The organism is Aquincola sp. J276, assembly GCF_024700035.1.
Lineage (GTDB): Bacteria > Pseudomonadota > Gammaproteobacteria > Burkholderiales > Burkholderiaceae_C > Aquincola > Aquincola tertiaricarbonis.
In genome coordinates this window covers 621480-635794 of record NZ_JAJONC010000001.1, presented here as the reverse complement: position 1 = coordinate 635794, position 14315 = coordinate 621480, and the positions used below count along the sequence as shown (strand labels likewise).

Sequence of the window (14315 nt, the reverse complement as noted above, 5' to 3'; positions counted from 1 at the left end):
CCCTTAGTCTTGTGCCCATCGTGCTGCGTGCAGCGCCCCAAGAAAAGCCAGGAGTGAGCGTCATGAGCTTCGAATCCACCTCCCGTCCCGTCGCCACCAGCCACGGCAGCGCCTCGCCTGGCCTGCAGGCGCATGCGCTGCTGGGCACGCCGCGCCAGTGGCGGGTGGCGATGCTGATCGACGATGGCGTGGACGAACTCTGCGTGGCGCGCCTGATCGCAGAACTGGACCGCGCCGGCGCGCAGGTGCAGCTGGTGGCGCCGCAGATCGCGCCGGTGAGCACGCAGCTGGGCGGCATGCTGTCGCCGGAGCACAGCGTGGCCGCGGTGTCCGCCGCGGACTTCGACGCGGTGTGCGTGCCTTCGGGCCTGTTCTGCGCCGAGACGCTGCAGCTCAGCGACGAGGCCTTGAGCTTCGTGCAGCAGGCCTACGAGGCGGGCAAGACCCTGGCCGCGACCGGCGAAGGCGTGCAGGTGCTGCGCGCGCTGGGCTTGCCGGTGGAAGGCGGAGACGCGCTGGACGAGCCGGAGCCGGGCGTCATCGTCGGCCATGGCGAGCACTGCACCTTGTCCAACTTCGGCCGCCGGCTGGCCAAGCGCCTGTCACGCGAGCCGCAGCGCCCGCCGCGCCGCATGCTGCGCGCCCTGGCCGCCTGACCGTCTGCGGGCCGGCCCCCTGGCGCCGTCGGCGCGGGCGCAGCATGCTGCACGCCCGCCCTGGCGCCAGGAGTGATGCGATGGCCGGCCAAGCCCCTCTCCCTTCAGACCCCTTCCCGCACAACCAGGTGCCTCCGCTGGAGGACTACAACCTGTATGCCGCCGACCCGGTGCTGCAGCAGGAGGTGCGGCGAGCCGGCGCCGATTGGCACGAGCCGGCGCTGATGCGCCAGGGCGCCGAATACGGCGCGGCCGCCACGCTGCAGGCGGCCGAGGATGCCAACCGCCATCCGCCCGAGCTGCACACGCATTCCCGCACCGGCGAGCGCATCGACCTCGTTCGCTTCCATCCCGCCTGGCACACGATGATGGCGATGGCGCGGCGCAACGGCATCGCCAACCTGCCCTTCTTCGACGACCGGCCGTCGGCCTGGGCCGCCCGGGCGGCGTCGCACATGCTGCACTGCCAGACCGAGTCCGGCTCCAGCTGCCCGACCACCATGACCCATGCCGCCATCCCGGTGCTGCGGCGCAACCCGGCGCTGTATGCGGTGCTGGAACCGCTGCTGGCGTCCACCGGCCACGATCCGGCCGACCGGCCGCTGGCCGGCAAGCGCTCCGTCACCGTGGGCATGGGCATGACCGAGCGCCAGGGCGGCAGCGACCTGCGCAGCAACCTCACCGAGGCGGTGCCGGCCGGCAGCGGCGAATGGGGCGACGAAGTCCGCATCACCGGCCACAAGTGGTTCTTCTCGGCACCGATGAGCGACGGGCACCTGGTGCTGGCGCGCTGCGGGGATGACGGCCTGGGCTGCTACTTCATGCCGCGCTGGCAGCCGGACGGCCGCCGCAACGCCATCCACATCCAGCGGCTGAAGGACAAGGTGGGCAACCGCTCCAACAGCAGCGCGGAGGTGGAGTTCCAAGGCGCCTGGGCGGTGCGGGTGGGCGAGCCAGGCCGCGGCATCGCGCACCTGATCGACATGGCCAGCCTGACGCGGCTGGACTGCGCGTTGTCCAGTGCGGGCTTCATCCGCCAGGCGCTGGTGCAGGCGCTGCACCATGCCCGCCACCGACGGGCCTTCGGCCGCCGCCTGGTGGAGCAGCCGCTGATGGCCGCGGTGCTGGCCGACCTGGCGGTGGAATCGGAAGCGGCTACGCTGCTGGCCATGGACCTGGCCGCGCGCCATCCCGGCACCGATCCGCTGGACCGCGCCTGGTGCCGGCTGCTGGTGCCGGCGGCCAAGTTCTGGATCTGCAAGCGTGCGGTGGCCCTGAGCGCCGAGGCGATGGAGGTGCTGGGCGGCAACGGCTACGTGGAAGGCGGCCCGCTGGCCCGTCTGTACCGCGAGGCGCCGGTCAACTCGATCTGGGAAGGCTCGGGCAACGTGATGTGCCTGGACGTGCTGCGGGCGCTGCAGCGCCATCCGGCGGAATCGGCCGCGGTGCTGCAGCAGCTGGCGCAGGCGGTGGCCGGCGCGCCGGCCGTGGCGGCCACCTGCGGCGCGCTGCAGCAGCTGCTCGGCAGCCCGCCGGCCGAGGGCCTCGAGCCGATGGCCCGGCTGCTCACGCAACGGCTGGTGCTGCTGGCGCAGGCCGCGCTGCTGCTGCAGCACGGCCGCCCCGCCACCGCCGCCGCCTTCATCGACAGCCGCTTCGGCACCGAATGGGGCGCGGTCGTCGGCACTTTTTGCCAGCCCGCAGGGCGCAGCGCCCTGCTGGAGGAGGCGGTCAATTTGTAACGGCTGCCTGTTTTGCCGAAAAAGTCTGCACGGGCCTGCCGATAAGAGTCAGGCCCGCCGGAAGACGCACTCGCCGGGGGGTATTCCACCCCGTAGTGCAGTAGGCAGTCGATATGCGCAGCAATCTTCCGGTCAGTCAGCGTGAGTACACCTTCCCCGCTGACGCGACGCTGATGTCCACCACGGACACCTCTGGTCGCATCACCTACGCCAATGCGGCCTTCGTGGCGGTCAGCGGCTTTGCGGAATCGGAGATCGTCGGCCAGCCGCACAACCTGGTGCGGCACCCCGACATGCCCAAGGAAGCCTTCGCCGACATGTGGGCGACGCTGAAGGCAGGCGATTCCTGGACCGCGCTGGTGAAGAACCGCCGCAAGGACGGCGACCACTACTGGGTGCGCGCCAATGCCACGCCGGTCAACCGCAACGGCCAGACGGTGGGCTACCTCTCGGTGCGCACCCATGCCAGCCGCGAGGAAGTGGCCGGCGCCGAGGCGCTGTATGCCGATTTCCGCGAAGGCCGCGCCGGCAACCGTGCCTTCCACAAGGGCGTGATCGTGCGCCGCGGCTGGGCCGCGATCACCACGCTGCACAAGACGATGCCGGTGCGCTGGCGCCTGCGCCTGCCGATGATCGGCATGGCCGCCGGCGCCGTCGGCACCGTGGCCGCGGTGGCCGGTGCGGCCGCGCTGCCGGTGGCCGCGCCCGTCATCGGCGTGCTGGCCGTGGCCGCGCTGTGGATGCAGGAGGCGCAGGTCAGCCGCCCGCTGGAAAGCGTGATGGCCCACGCCCGCCGCGTGGCCAGTGGCGAGGTCAACGGCCAGGCGATGGACCGGGTGGACGAGATCGGGCTGACGATGCGTTCGCTGAACCAGCTGGGCCTGATGCTGCGCTGGATCATCGACGACGTGGCCGAGCAGGTGGTGACGGTGGAACAGGCCAGCGGAGAGATTGCCCAGGGCAACGTCGACCTGAGCGACCGCACCGAGCAGGCCGCCGCCAGCCTGCAGCAGAGTGCCGCGTCGATGGAGGAGATGAGCTCCATCGTGCGCAACAACGCCGAGGCTGCCGAGCGCGCCACCGCCCTGTCCTCCAGCGCCAGCGCCGCCGCCCAGGAAGGCGGCGAGGTGGTGCAGCGGGTGACGGCCACGATGCAGGGCATCACCGCCAGCAGCAAGCAGATCGGCGAAATCATCGAGGTGATCGACGGCATCGCCTTCCAGACCAACATCCTGGCGCTGAATGCCGCGGTGGAAGCCGCGCGCGCCGGCGAACAGGGCCGCGGCTTTGCGGTGGTGGCGGGCGAGGTGCGCAGCCTGGCGCAGCGCAGCGCACAGGCGGCCAAGGAGATCCGCAGCCTGATCGGCACCAGCGTGGAGCGGGTGGAGGAAGGCGGCCGCCAGGTGGTGCATGCCGCCGAGGCGATGGACAAGATCATGGGCCAGGTGCGCGAGGTGCAGTCGCTCATCTCCTCGATCAGCGAAGCCACCCGCGAGCAGACGGTGGGCATCGGGCAGATGAGCGAGGCGGTGAGCATGCTGGACCGCAACACCCAGCAGAACGCGGCGCTCGTGGAGCAGTCGGCCGCGGCCGCGCAGAGCCTGAGCAACCAGGCCCACCACCTGGTGGATGCGGTGTCGGTGTTCCGCGCCCGCGGCTGAATCGGCGCCGGCCGCACACGCCTGCATGAAGCATGTTGCTGCAGTGCAAACGCGGCGGGATGTCCGCCGCGGCCTGAGGAAAATCCGCCGCGCCGGCCGGCGCGCGGCACGGTGTGTGCAAGCATCGCGGCCCATGCGTCAGGTCGTCCAGGTTGTTTCAGGGCTGTGCCGCCAGGGTTGGGCCCAGTTGTTCGGTGTGCTGTTCATGGCTGCGGTGGCGGCCGGCTGTGCTTCTCTCGACGAGCAGCAACGCACCTGGATCTTCCAGCCCACGCCCGGCACCTGGTGGGGCGGCGACCTGGAAGCCGCCGAGTTCCAGGACGTGTGGATCGACTACGTGCCCACCGGCGGCTGGCATGCCGGCAAGCCGGTCAAGCTGCACGGGCTGTTCCTCCCCCAACCGCGGCCGGACGCACCGGTGATGCTCTACCTGCACGGCGCCCGCTGGGACGTGCGCGGCAGCGCCAACCGCATGCAGCGCATGCATTCGCTCGGCTTCTCGGTGCTGGGCATCGACTACCGGGGCTTCGGCCGCAGCACCGCGGTGCTGCCGTCGGAAACCATGTCCTACCAGGACGCACGGGCCGCCTGGGACTGGCTGGCCAAGCACCATGCCGGCTCGCGGCGCTTCATCTTCGGGCACTCGCTGGGCGGCGCCATCGCGGTGAACCTGGCGCAGGAGGTGCCCGACGCCTCCGGCCTGATCGTGGAGAACACCTTCACCTCCATCCGCGACGTGCTGGGCACCATGCGCTGGGGCTGGCTGCCGGTGGGGCCGCTGCTGACGCAGCGCTTCGAGGCCGGCGAGCGCATCGCCCGCGTCAAGGCGCCGGTGCTGGTGGTGCATGGCAGCGAAGACCAGCTGATCCCGCCCGAGCTGGGCCGGGCGCTGTACGAGCGCGCCACCGCGCCCAAGCGCTTCCTGCTGGTGGACGGCGGCACCCACCACAACACCAACGACCTGGCGCAGCCGCAATACCGCACCGCCATCGCCGAGCTGTTCGGGCCCACCCTTTAGGCGGATTGACGAGCCGGGCGTGGTCCAATCGCCCCCTTGCCGGCCACTTTCTGGCCGCGCCTTGTCACATGGCCACCCTGAAATTGAAGAACAAGCCGGCAGCTGCCGGCGCCGGCGACCGTTCGCGCGCCCCCTTGCGTTCCGCCACCGCTCCCCGCCGCCAGCGCACGCTGGCCGAGGCCCAGGCCGACCGCGCCGCCCGCGAGGAAGCCTTCCGCGGGCAGGAGCGCGGCCCCGGCCGGGGTGATGACCGCCCGCGCCGCGACGGCCCGCCGGGTGCACGCCCGCAGGGTGACCGGCCCCGTTTCGACCGCGCGCGCGACGACCGGCCCCGGGGCGACCAGCCGCCGGGTGACCGGCCGTACGGTGATCGTCCACGCACTGATCGTCCGCAAGGCGACCGCCCGCGCTTCGACCGGCCTCGCGATGACCGTCCGCAGCGCGACCGGCCGTACGGCAACCGGCCCCAGGGTGACCGGCCGCCAGGTGACCGGCCCTACGGCAACCGGCCGCAAGGGGACCGGCCCCAAGGCGACCGCCCGTACGGCGACCGCCCCCGTTTCGACCGGCCTCGCGACGACCGGCCGCATGGCGACCGGCCGCACGGCGACCGCCCGCGCTTCGACCGTACCCGCGACGACCGCCCGGCCTACGACCGCCCGCGTGGCGACCGCCGCGATGCCGGCCCCACAGGCCGCCCGCCGCGCGAAGCCGGCGCGCGCGACCGGCCGCCGCACGACGCCAGCGGCTATGAAGGCCGCCCGCGCGGCCCGGCCACCGGCTTCGGCGACCGCCCTCAGCAGCGCCACGACCGCCCGCGCGGCGAGGGCTGGCCCGGCGAGCGCGGGCCGTCCGACCGCCCGGCCCGCGGCGGCGCGCCGTTCCGCCCGGAAGGCGACCGCCGCCCGCCGTTCGAGCGCGGCGCGCGGCCCGAACGCAATGACCGCAATGACCGCAACGAGCGCCCCGCCCCGCTGCCGCCGGCCAGCAGCCGCCCGCCCGAGGGCGGCGAGCGCCCGCGCCGCAGCGGCCCGGCCGCCAGCTCCCCGCGTGCCGCCGAAGGCGACCGCCTGTCCAAGCGGCTGACGGCCATGGGCGTGGCCTCGCGCCGCGAGGCCGACGACTGGATCGACGCCGGCTGGGTGCGGGTGGACGGCAAGCCGGCCGTGCTCGGCCAGCGGGTGCGGCCGGAAGCGCGCATCGAGATCGACCCCGCCGCGCAGAAGCAGCAGGCGCAGCGCATGACGGTCATCCTCAACAAGCCGGTGGGCTACGTCAGCGGCCAGGCGGAAGACGGCTACGAGCCGGCCGTGGTGCTGGTCAAGCCGGAGAACCGCTGGAGCGAGGACAGCTCCGGCATCAGCTTCCACCCCGGCCACCTGCGCAGCCTGGTGCCCGCCGGGCGGCTGGACATCGACTCCACCGGCATGCTGGTGCTCACGCAGGACGGCCGCATCGCCAAGCACCTGATCGGCGAGGACTCCAACATCGAGAAGGAGTACCTGGTGCGGGTGGAATACGTGGGCAGCGCGCCCGACGGCAAGCTGCCCGACGACGACATGGAAAAGCTGCGCGGCGGCCTGTGGCTGGACGAGGTCAAGCTGCAGCCCGCCAAGGTGAGCTGGCAGAACGAGGACCAGCTGCGCGTGGTGCTGCGGGAAGGCCGCAAGCGCCAGATCCGCCGCATGTGCGAGGCCGTCGGCCTGAAGGTGGTGGGCCTGAAGCGCGTGCGCATCGGCAGCGTGGTGCTGGGCCAGCTGCCGCCGGGGCAGTGGCGCTACCTGCGCCGCGACGAACGCTTCTGAGCGCGGGCCCGACCTCCGGATGACGCCCTCTGCCCTTGCAGCAGGCTCGCGGCGCGCGGCCGCCATGTCGCCGGTCATCGCAGCCACGCTGCTGGCCCTGCTGCTGGGCCTGCAACCGCTGACCACCGACCTCTACCTGCCGGCGCTGCCGGCCCTGGCGCGCGGGCTGGGCGCCGGCATGCCGGCGGTGCAGCTCACGATGTCGGCGCTGATCCTCAGCTTCGGCGTGGCCCAGCTGTTCTGGGGCCCGGTGGCGGACCGCTATGGCCGCAAGCCGGTGCTGCGGGTGGCGCTCACGCTGTTCGCCCTGGCCAGCCTGGGTGCGGCGCTGGCGCCGAGCATCGGCGTGCTCACGGCGTGGCGCGCGGCGCAGGGCGCCTGCCTGGCCGCGGCCGTGGTGTGCGCGCGGGCGATGGTGCGCGACCTGTACGAGCCGGCCGAGGGGGCGCGGGTGATGTCGCTGGCGATGAGCGGGCTGGGCGTCATCGCCTTCAGCAGCCCGGTGGCCGGCGGCCTGCTCACCTCGGCCTTTGGCTGGCGCAGCACGCTGCTGGCGGTGGCGCTGTTCCTGGCGGGCGTGCTGGTGTTCGTGTGGCGGGTGCTGCCGGAAACCGCCCGCAGCCTGGACCCGCGGGCCCTGCAGGCGGCCAGCCTGGCCCGCACCGCGCGGCAGGTGGCGGCGCATCCCACCTTCTTCTCCTGGGCCTCGCTCACCGCCTGCACCTACGGCGGGCTGTTCGTGGTGCTGGCCTCGTCGTCCTTCGTCTACATCGAGGTGCTCGGCCTGACGGCTTCGCAGTACGGCCTGGCGCTGGGCGCGGGCTCGCTGGCCTACGTGGGCGGCACCTTCGCCTGCCGTCGGCTGCTGCTGCGCCACGGCCTGGCCGGCGCGGTGCAGCGCGGCGCCTTCTTCAGCCTGGCCGGCGGCCTGGGCATGGCGGCCCTGGCGGCGGCGGGCGTGCAGTCGGTGGCAGCGGTGCTGCTGCCGCAGTGCCTGTATGCGTTCGGCCACGGCATCCACCAGCCTTGCGGGCAGACGGGGGCGGTCAGCCCCTTCCCGCAGTCGGCCGGCGTGGCCGCGGCGCTGGCCGGCTTCGCGCTGGCGCTGGTGGCCTTCTGCGTCGGCCTGTGGCTGGGCCAGGCGCTGGACGGCACGGTGCGCCCGATGGCCTACGGCCTGGGCTTCTGGTCGGTGATGACGGCCACCGTCGCCTGGACCCTGGTGCCCCGCCACGGCGTGCTGCGCGCGGCATGAATCTGCCCGAGCAAGCGCCGCCGCCGCGGGCCGAGCGCCGGGCCGCCCCCAGCCGGCCCGCCATCCCCTCGGGGGATCGGCCGGCGCATTCGCCGGCCGCGGGGCTCCGCTGGATCGGCCTGGCAGGACCGACAGCGTCGGGCAAGACCGACGCGGCATTGGCGGTGGCGCAGGCGTTGCCCGTCGAGATCGTCAGCGTCGATTCCGCGCTGGTCTACCGCGGCATGGACATCGGCACCGCCAAGCCCGGCGCGGCCGAGCGGGCGGCGGTGCCGCACCACCTGATCGACCTGATCGATCCGCTGGAAGCCTATTCCGCCGCGCAGTTCGTGGCCGACGCGCGGCGGCTGATCGGCGAGATCCGCGCCCGCGGCCGCTGGCCACTGCTGGTGGGCGGCACGATGCTGTACTTCAAGGCGCTGATCGACGGCCTGGACGCCCTGCCCGCCGCCGACCCGGCGGTGCGCGCCGCGCTCGACGCCGAGGCGCTGGAACGCGGCTGGCCCGCGCTGCATGCCGAGCTGGCGCAGGTGGATCCGGCCACCGCCGCCCGCCTGCCGCCCACCGATGCCCAGCGCATCCAGCGTGCGCTGGAGGTGTGGCGCGCCACCGGCCGGCCGCTGTCCAGCTACCACCATGCCGGTGAGCGCGCCGCCGCCGACGACGGCGTGCTGATCAGCCTGGAGCCCGACGACCGCGCCTGGCTGCATGAGCGCATCGCCCGGCGCTTCGATGCGATGCTGGCCGCCGGCTTCATCGACGAGGTGCAGGCGCTGCGCGCCCGCGGCGACCTGCACACCGGCCTGCCCAGCATGCGCTGCGTGGGCTACCGGCAGGCCTGGGAATGCCTGGACGAAGGCGACTTGTCCCCGCTGCGCGAGCGCGGCATCGCCGCCACCCGGCAGCTGGCCAAGCGACAGCTCACCTGGCTGCGCGGCATGCCGGCCCGCCAGCGCATCGCCTGCGACTCGCCCGATGCGGCACGCCGGGTGCTGCAGGCCGTCACCGCGCTCACCGGCGCCGCACAACCGCCCACGGCCCCCTGACGATGCTGCAGATCACCGACCTGGCCAAGCTCTACGGCGACACGCCGGTGTTCCAGCAGGTGAACCTGGCGGTGGCGCCGGGCGAGATGGTGGCGGTGCTCGGCGATTCCGGCGTGGGCAAGAGCACGCTGCTGAACTGCATCGCCGGACTGGACACGCCCAGCCGCGGCAGCGTGCAGCTGGACGGCACCGAGATCACCACCCTGCCCGAGCCGGCGCAGGCGCGCTGGCGGCGGGCCAGGCTGGGCTTCGTGTTCCAGGCCTTCCATGTGCTGCCGCACCTCAGCGTGGCCGACAACGTGGCGCTGCCGCTGCTGCTGCAGGGCCGGCATGACGACGCCCGCGTGGCCGACATGCTGCGCGAGGTCGGCCTCGAAGGCCTGGGCGGCAGAGCGCCGCGCACCTTGTCGGGCGGCCAGCTGCAGCGGGTGGCCATCGCCCGCGCGCTGGTGCACCGGCCGGCGCTGGTGCTGGCCGACGAGCCCACCGGCAACCTCGACCCCGACACCGCCGAGCGGGTGATGGACCTGCTGGCCGCGCAGGTGCACGCGCAGGGCTCGGCCTGCGTGCTGGTGACCCATTCGGCCACAGCCGCCTCGCGCGCCGACCGCCGGCTGCGGCTGCGCCGCGACGGGATCGAGGAGGCGGCGTGACCGGCGCGTGGCCGCTGCTGCGCCAGCTCAGCCTGCCCGAATGGCGGGCGCATCCATGGCGGCATGCGGTGGCGCTGCTGGCGGTGGCGCTGGGCGTGGCGCTGGCGTTCTCGGTGCACCTGATCAACGGCTCGGCGCTGTCGGAGTTCTCGGCCGCCGTGCGTGCAGCCAACGGAGAGCCCGACCTGTCGCTGCGCTGCGCGGTACGGGAAGGCTGCGCCGACACCCTGCTGGACGCCGTGGCCGCCGCCGACGGCGTGTCGCTGGCCACGCCGGTGGTGGAGGTGGACACCTATGCCTTCGCCGCGCCAGGCCCGGGGGCAGCCGGCGCCGCACCTGCGCGCATCGCGCTGCAGGTACTGGGCATCGACGCGCTGCAGATCGCCGCCGTCGCGCCCGCCCTGCTGCCCCGCGCGGCCGACGGCCAGCCGCGCACGGCTTTTCTCGACCCCGACCGCATCTTCCTCAACCCCGCCGCGCAGCAGCGCCTGGGCGCCAAGCCCGGCGATGCGCTGCGGCTGCAGCGCGGCCTGGGCACCTTCACGCTGCAGGTGGCCGGCAGCGTGGCCGCCGGCGGCGGGCCGCTGGCGGTGATCGACATCGCCGGCGCCCAGCAGCATTTCGGGCTGATGGGCAAGCTCACGCGCATCGACCTGCGGCTGTCGGCCGGCGTGTCGTCGGCGCAGCTGCTGCAGCGGCTGGCGCTGCCGCCCGAGCTGACTGCCGCGGCGGCCGACGATGCGGCGCAGAAGGTGTCCAGCCTGTCGCGCGCCTACCGGGTGAACCTGACGGTGCTGGCGCTGGTGGCGCTGTTTGTCGGCGGCTTCCTGGTGTTCTCGGTGCTGGCGCTGTCGGTGGCGCAGCGCACGCCGGTGTTCGCGCTGCTGGGCGTGCTGGGCCTGGGCGCCGCCGAGCGGCGCCGGCTGGTGCTGCTGGAATGCCTGCTGGTGGGCGTGGCCGGCAGCCTGGTCGGCCTGGTGATGGGCACCGGCATGGCGCAGCTGGCGCTGCGCTGGCTGGCCGGCGACCTGGGCGGCGGCTACTTCCCCGGCGTGGCGCCGGCGCTGGCCTTTTCCTGGCCGGCGGCCGCGGCCTTCGGGTCGCTGGGCATCGTCGCGGCGATGGCGGGCGGCTGGGTGCCGGCCCGGCAGGCCGCGGCGCTGGCACCCGCCCAGGCGCTCAAGGGCCTGGGCGGCACCACCGGGCCGGCGCCTTCCCGCTGGCGGCCGGTGCTGCTGCTGGGCGCGGGCGCGCTGCTGGCGCTGCTGCCGCCCCTCGGCGGCCTGCCGCTGGCAGCCTATGCGTCGGTGGCGGCGCTGCTGCTGGGCGGCATCGCCTGCGTCCCGCTGGCGGTGAATGCGCTGCTGGCGCTGCTGCATCCGCGGCGCTCGGCCCTGCTGCTGCTGGCGGTGGAACGGGCCCGCCATGAAAGCGCCACCGCCACCGTGGCCGTGGCCGGCGTGGTGGCCAGCCTGAGCCTGGCGGTGGCGCTGACGGTGATGGTGTCCAGCTTCCGCGAAGGGGTGTCGCAGTGGCTGGACAGCGTGCTGCCGGCCGACCTGTATGCCCGCACCGCGGCCAGCAGCGCCACCGCCGACCAGGCCTTCCTGCCGCCGGCCTTCGTCGAGGCCGCGGCGGCAGTGCCCGGCGTGGCGCGGGTGCAGGGCCTGCGGGTGCGGCCGATCTCGCTCTCGCCCGACCAGCCTTCGGTGAGCCTCATCGCCCGGCCGCTGGACCAGCCCGCCCAGCAGCTGCCGATGGTGGAGCCGCCGCGGCCGCTGGTGGCCGGCGAGATCGGCGCCTACGTCAGCGAGGCGATGGTGACGCTGTACGGGGCCGAGCCCGGCAGCCAGCTGCGCCTGCCCATCGGTGCCGCCAGCGGCGTGGAGGTGCGCGTGCTGGGCGTGTGGCGCGACTACGCCCGCCAGTTCGGCGCGGTCGCCATCGACCAGGCCGACTACCGCCGCCTGACCGGCGACACCCGCATCAACGACTTAGCACTGTGGCTGCAGCCCGAGGCCGCGGTGGACACGGTGCAGGCCGCGCTGCGCGCACTGGCGCCCGACCCGGCACTGATCGAATTCGCGGTGCCGGCGCAGATCCGGGCGATGTCGCTGGCCATCTTCGACCGCAGCTTCGCGGTCACGCGCTACCTGCAGGCGCTGGCCATCGGCATCGGCCTGTTCGGCATCGCTGCCAGCTTCTCGGCGCAGGTGCTGGCGCGCCGGCGCGAATTCGGGCTGCTGGCGCACCTGGGCTTCACCCGGCGGCAGGTGATCGGCGTGGTGGCCGGCGAAGGTGCCGCCTGGACGGCCGCCGGCGCGCTGGTGGGCCTGGCGCTGGGGCTGCTGGTGTCGGTGGTGCTGGTGCATGTGGTCAACCCGCAGAGCTTCCACTGGACGATGGAGATGGTGCTGCCCTGGGGCCGGCTGGCCGCGCTGTGCGCCGCGGTGCTGGCCGCCGGCAGCGTGACGGCTGCGGTGAGCGCCCGCGCCGCCGCCTCCGGCGACGCGGTGCTGGCGGTGAAGGAGGACTGGTGATGGACCGCCGACGCCTGCTGCTGCGCTGGTGCGCGCTGGCCGGGCTGCCGCTGCCGACGGTGCTGCTGCCGGCCGCTGCCCAGGCCGCCATCGCGCCGCGGCCGCTGCAGTTTCCGCGCGACCACGGCGCCCATCCCGACAGCCGCACCGAGTGGTGGTACGCCACCGGCTGGCTGCAGGCCGACGGCGGCGCGCTCTTCGGCTTCCAGCTCACCTTCTTCCGCTCGCGCACCGACCTGGCGGCCGGCAATGCCAGCCGCTTTGCCGCGCGGCAGCTGCTGTTCGCGCATGCGGCGGTCAGCGACCTGGGCGCGCAGCGGCTGCTGCATGCCGAGCGCATCGGTCGCTGGAACGGCGATCCGGCGCAGCCGCGGGTGACCGCCTCGCTGGCCGACACCGACGTGCGCATCGACGACTGGCGCTTCCGCCGCGAGGGCCCGGCCGGGCGCAGCAGCTACCGCGCCCGGCTGGCCGATCGCGCCGCCGGCTTCGGCTTCGAGCTGGCGCTGGCCACCACGCAGCCGCTGCTGCTGCAGGGCGACCAAGGCTGGTCGCGCAAGGGGCCGAATGCCGACGAGGCCAGCCACTACTACTCGCAGCCGCAGCTGGCGGTCACCGGCACGCTGGCGGTGGGCGCGGGCGCTGCGCCGCTGCCGGTGCAGGGCCGCGCCTGGCTGGACCATGAATGGAGCGAGACGCTGCTCAATCCCGACGCCGTGGGCTGGGACTGGATCGGCATGAACCTGGACGACGGCAGTGCCCTCACCGCCTTCCAGCTGCGGCGGCGCGACGGCTCCGCGCTGTGGGCCGGCGGCAGCTTCCGTGCGGCCGGCGGCGCGGTGCGCGCCTTCGGACCCGACGAGGTGCGCTTCACTCCGGGCCGCGGATGGACCAGCCCGGCGACGCGCAGCAGCTATCCGGTGCAGTGGACGGTGGACACGCCGGCCGGCCGCTTCGAGGTGCGGGCGCTCATCGATGCGCAGGAGCTGGACAGCCGCGCGTCCACCGGCTCCATCTACTGGGAAGGCCTGAGCGACCTGCTGGACGCCGGCACGCAGCGCCGCGTGGGCCGCGGCTACTTGGAGATGACGGGCCGGGCCTCGCCATTGCGCCTGGGCTGAATCGGCGCGGCGCGCACGCAGTTGCGGCCGGCGGCCTTGGCGGCGGCCAGCGCGCCTTCCACGTCGGCCATCAGCGCGTCCAGCGAGGTGTGGCTGGCGCCCATCGACGCGACGCCGATGCTGACGGTGGTGAACACGCTGGTGCCCTGCCAGTCGAGCCGCAGCGAGGCCACGTGCTCGCGGATGCGCTCGGCCACGTCCAGCGCGCCCAGCGGATCGGTCTGCGGCAGCAGCACGATCAGTGCTTCGCCGTCGGAGCGGGCCAGCACGTCGGCCTGGCGCAGCAGGCCGCCGGTCACGCGCACGATGTCGCGCAGCAGCGCGTCGCCGGCGGCATGGCCGTGGTGGTCGTTGATGCGGCGGAAGTGGTCGGCATCCACCAGCAGCACCGCGCCGTCGGCCTCGTAGCGGCGGCAGCGGGCCCATTCGCGCTCGGCCAGCAGCATGAAGTGCCGGCGGTTGAGCACGCCGGTGAGGTCGTCGCGGGTGGCCATCACCGTCACCCGCTGGTGCAGCTGCCGCAGCGACTGCACCAGCTGCGCCACCAGCAGCCCCAGCAGCCCGCCCACCGCCGCGGTGGCCAGACCGGCGACGATGGCCACGGTGGCCCGGTCGGCAGCGCCCAGCAGCATGGCGGCGGTGGCCGCGATGCCGGCGGCAGCCAGGCCGCAGCCCACGCCCACCGGCAGCGCCACCGACCAAGGCCGGCTGCCCGGTACGCGGCGGTCCAGCCAACGCAGCCAGGCGGAATCGAAGGGCGAGTCGATCATGGCGAAGTCGTCAAAACGGGGGATTGATTCGACCACAAAGGCCACCCC

11 protein-coding genes are annotated in these 14315 nt (G+C 74.0%); 10 read left to right on the top strand and 1 reads right to left on the bottom strand.

Features of this window, described 5'->3' with window-relative positions; all coding sequences use genetic code 11:
- The first annotated feature begins 62 nt into the window (after window positions 1-62).
- The 10 genes from LRS14_RS03020 (at window position 63) to LRS14_RS02975 (ending at window position 13497) form a co-directional block, all read left to right on the top strand.
- Window positions 63-656 (top strand): DJ-1/PfpI family protein, encoded by a 594-nt coding sequence (locus tag LRS14_RS03020; RefSeq protein ID WP_046115655.1) that lies wholly within the window; start codon window positions 63-65, stop codon window positions 654-656.
- Window positions 657-736: 80 nt separating this feature from the next.
- Window positions 737-2398 carry an acyl-CoA dehydrogenase family protein gene (locus LRS14_RS03015; protein WP_257798555.1) on the top strand — a complete coding sequence of 554 codons (1662 nt, stop codon included), beginning with the start codon at window positions 737-739 and terminating at the stop codon, window positions 2396-2398.
- Between the two features lie 113 nt (window positions 2399-2511).
- Window positions 2512-4059, top strand: coding sequence for a PAS domain-containing methyl-accepting chemotaxis protein (locus tag LRS14_RS03010; RefSeq protein WP_257798554.1), 1548 nt, complete (start codon window positions 2512-2514; stop codon window positions 4057-4059).
- A gap of 133 nt (window positions 4060-4192) precedes the next feature.
- Window positions 4193-5077 (top strand): alpha/beta fold hydrolase, encoded by an 885-nt coding sequence (locus LRS14_RS03005; RefSeq protein ID WP_083440914.1) that lies wholly within the window; start codon window positions 4193-4195, stop codon window positions 5075-5077.
- A gap of 68 nt (window positions 5078-5145) precedes the next feature.
- Complete coding sequence (locus tag LRS14_RS03000; RefSeq protein WP_257798552.1) at window positions 5146-6882, top strand: pseudouridine synthase; 1737 nt, start codon at window positions 5146-5148, stop codon at window positions 6880-6882.
- A 64-nt stretch (window positions 6883-6946) separates the two neighbouring features.
- Window positions 6947-8137 carry a Bcr/CflA family efflux MFS transporter gene (locus LRS14_RS02995; protein ID WP_257798551.1) on the top strand — a complete coding sequence of 397 codons (1191 nt, stop codon included), beginning with the start codon at window positions 6947-6949 and terminating at the stop codon, window positions 8135-8137.
- Entirely contained in the window at window positions 8134-9183 is a 1050-nt protein-coding gene (gene miaA / locus LRS14_RS02990; protein WP_257798550.1) for a tRNA (adenosine(37)-N6)-dimethylallyltransferase MiaA, read from the top strand. The genes LRS14_RS02995 and miaA overlap by 4 nt, the downstream gene beginning before the upstream one ends.
- Before the next feature lie 2 nt (window positions 9184-9185).
- Window positions 9186-9836, top strand: coding sequence for an ABC transporter ATP-binding protein (locus LRS14_RS02985; RefSeq protein ID WP_046115375.1), 651 nt, complete (start codon window positions 9186-9188; stop codon window positions 9834-9836).
- On the top strand, window positions 9833-12376 hold the full coding sequence (locus tag LRS14_RS02980; protein WP_257798548.1) for an FtsX-like permease family protein: 2544 nt from the start codon (window positions 9833-9835) through the stop codon (window positions 12374-12376). Before LRS14_RS02985 ends, LRS14_RS02980 begins: the two co-directional genes overlap by 4 nt.
- Window positions 12376-13497 carry a lipocalin-like domain-containing protein gene (locus LRS14_RS02975; protein ID WP_083440870.1) on the top strand — a complete coding sequence of 374 codons (1122 nt, stop codon included), beginning with the start codon at window positions 12376-12378 and terminating at the stop codon, window positions 13495-13497. Before LRS14_RS02980 ends, LRS14_RS02975 begins: the two co-directional genes overlap by 1 nt.
- Here the strand turns inward: LRS14_RS02975 and LRS14_RS02970 are convergent.
- The gene (locus LRS14_RS02970) at window positions 13452-14267 is read right to left on the bottom strand and encodes a GGDEF domain-containing protein (RefSeq protein ID WP_257798547.1); all 816 of its coding nucleotides are present in this window, start codon (window positions 14265-14267) and stop codon (window positions 13452-13454) included. The genes LRS14_RS02975 and LRS14_RS02970 overlap by 46 nt on opposite strands.
- Between the last annotated feature and the right edge of the window lie 48 nt (window positions 14268-14315).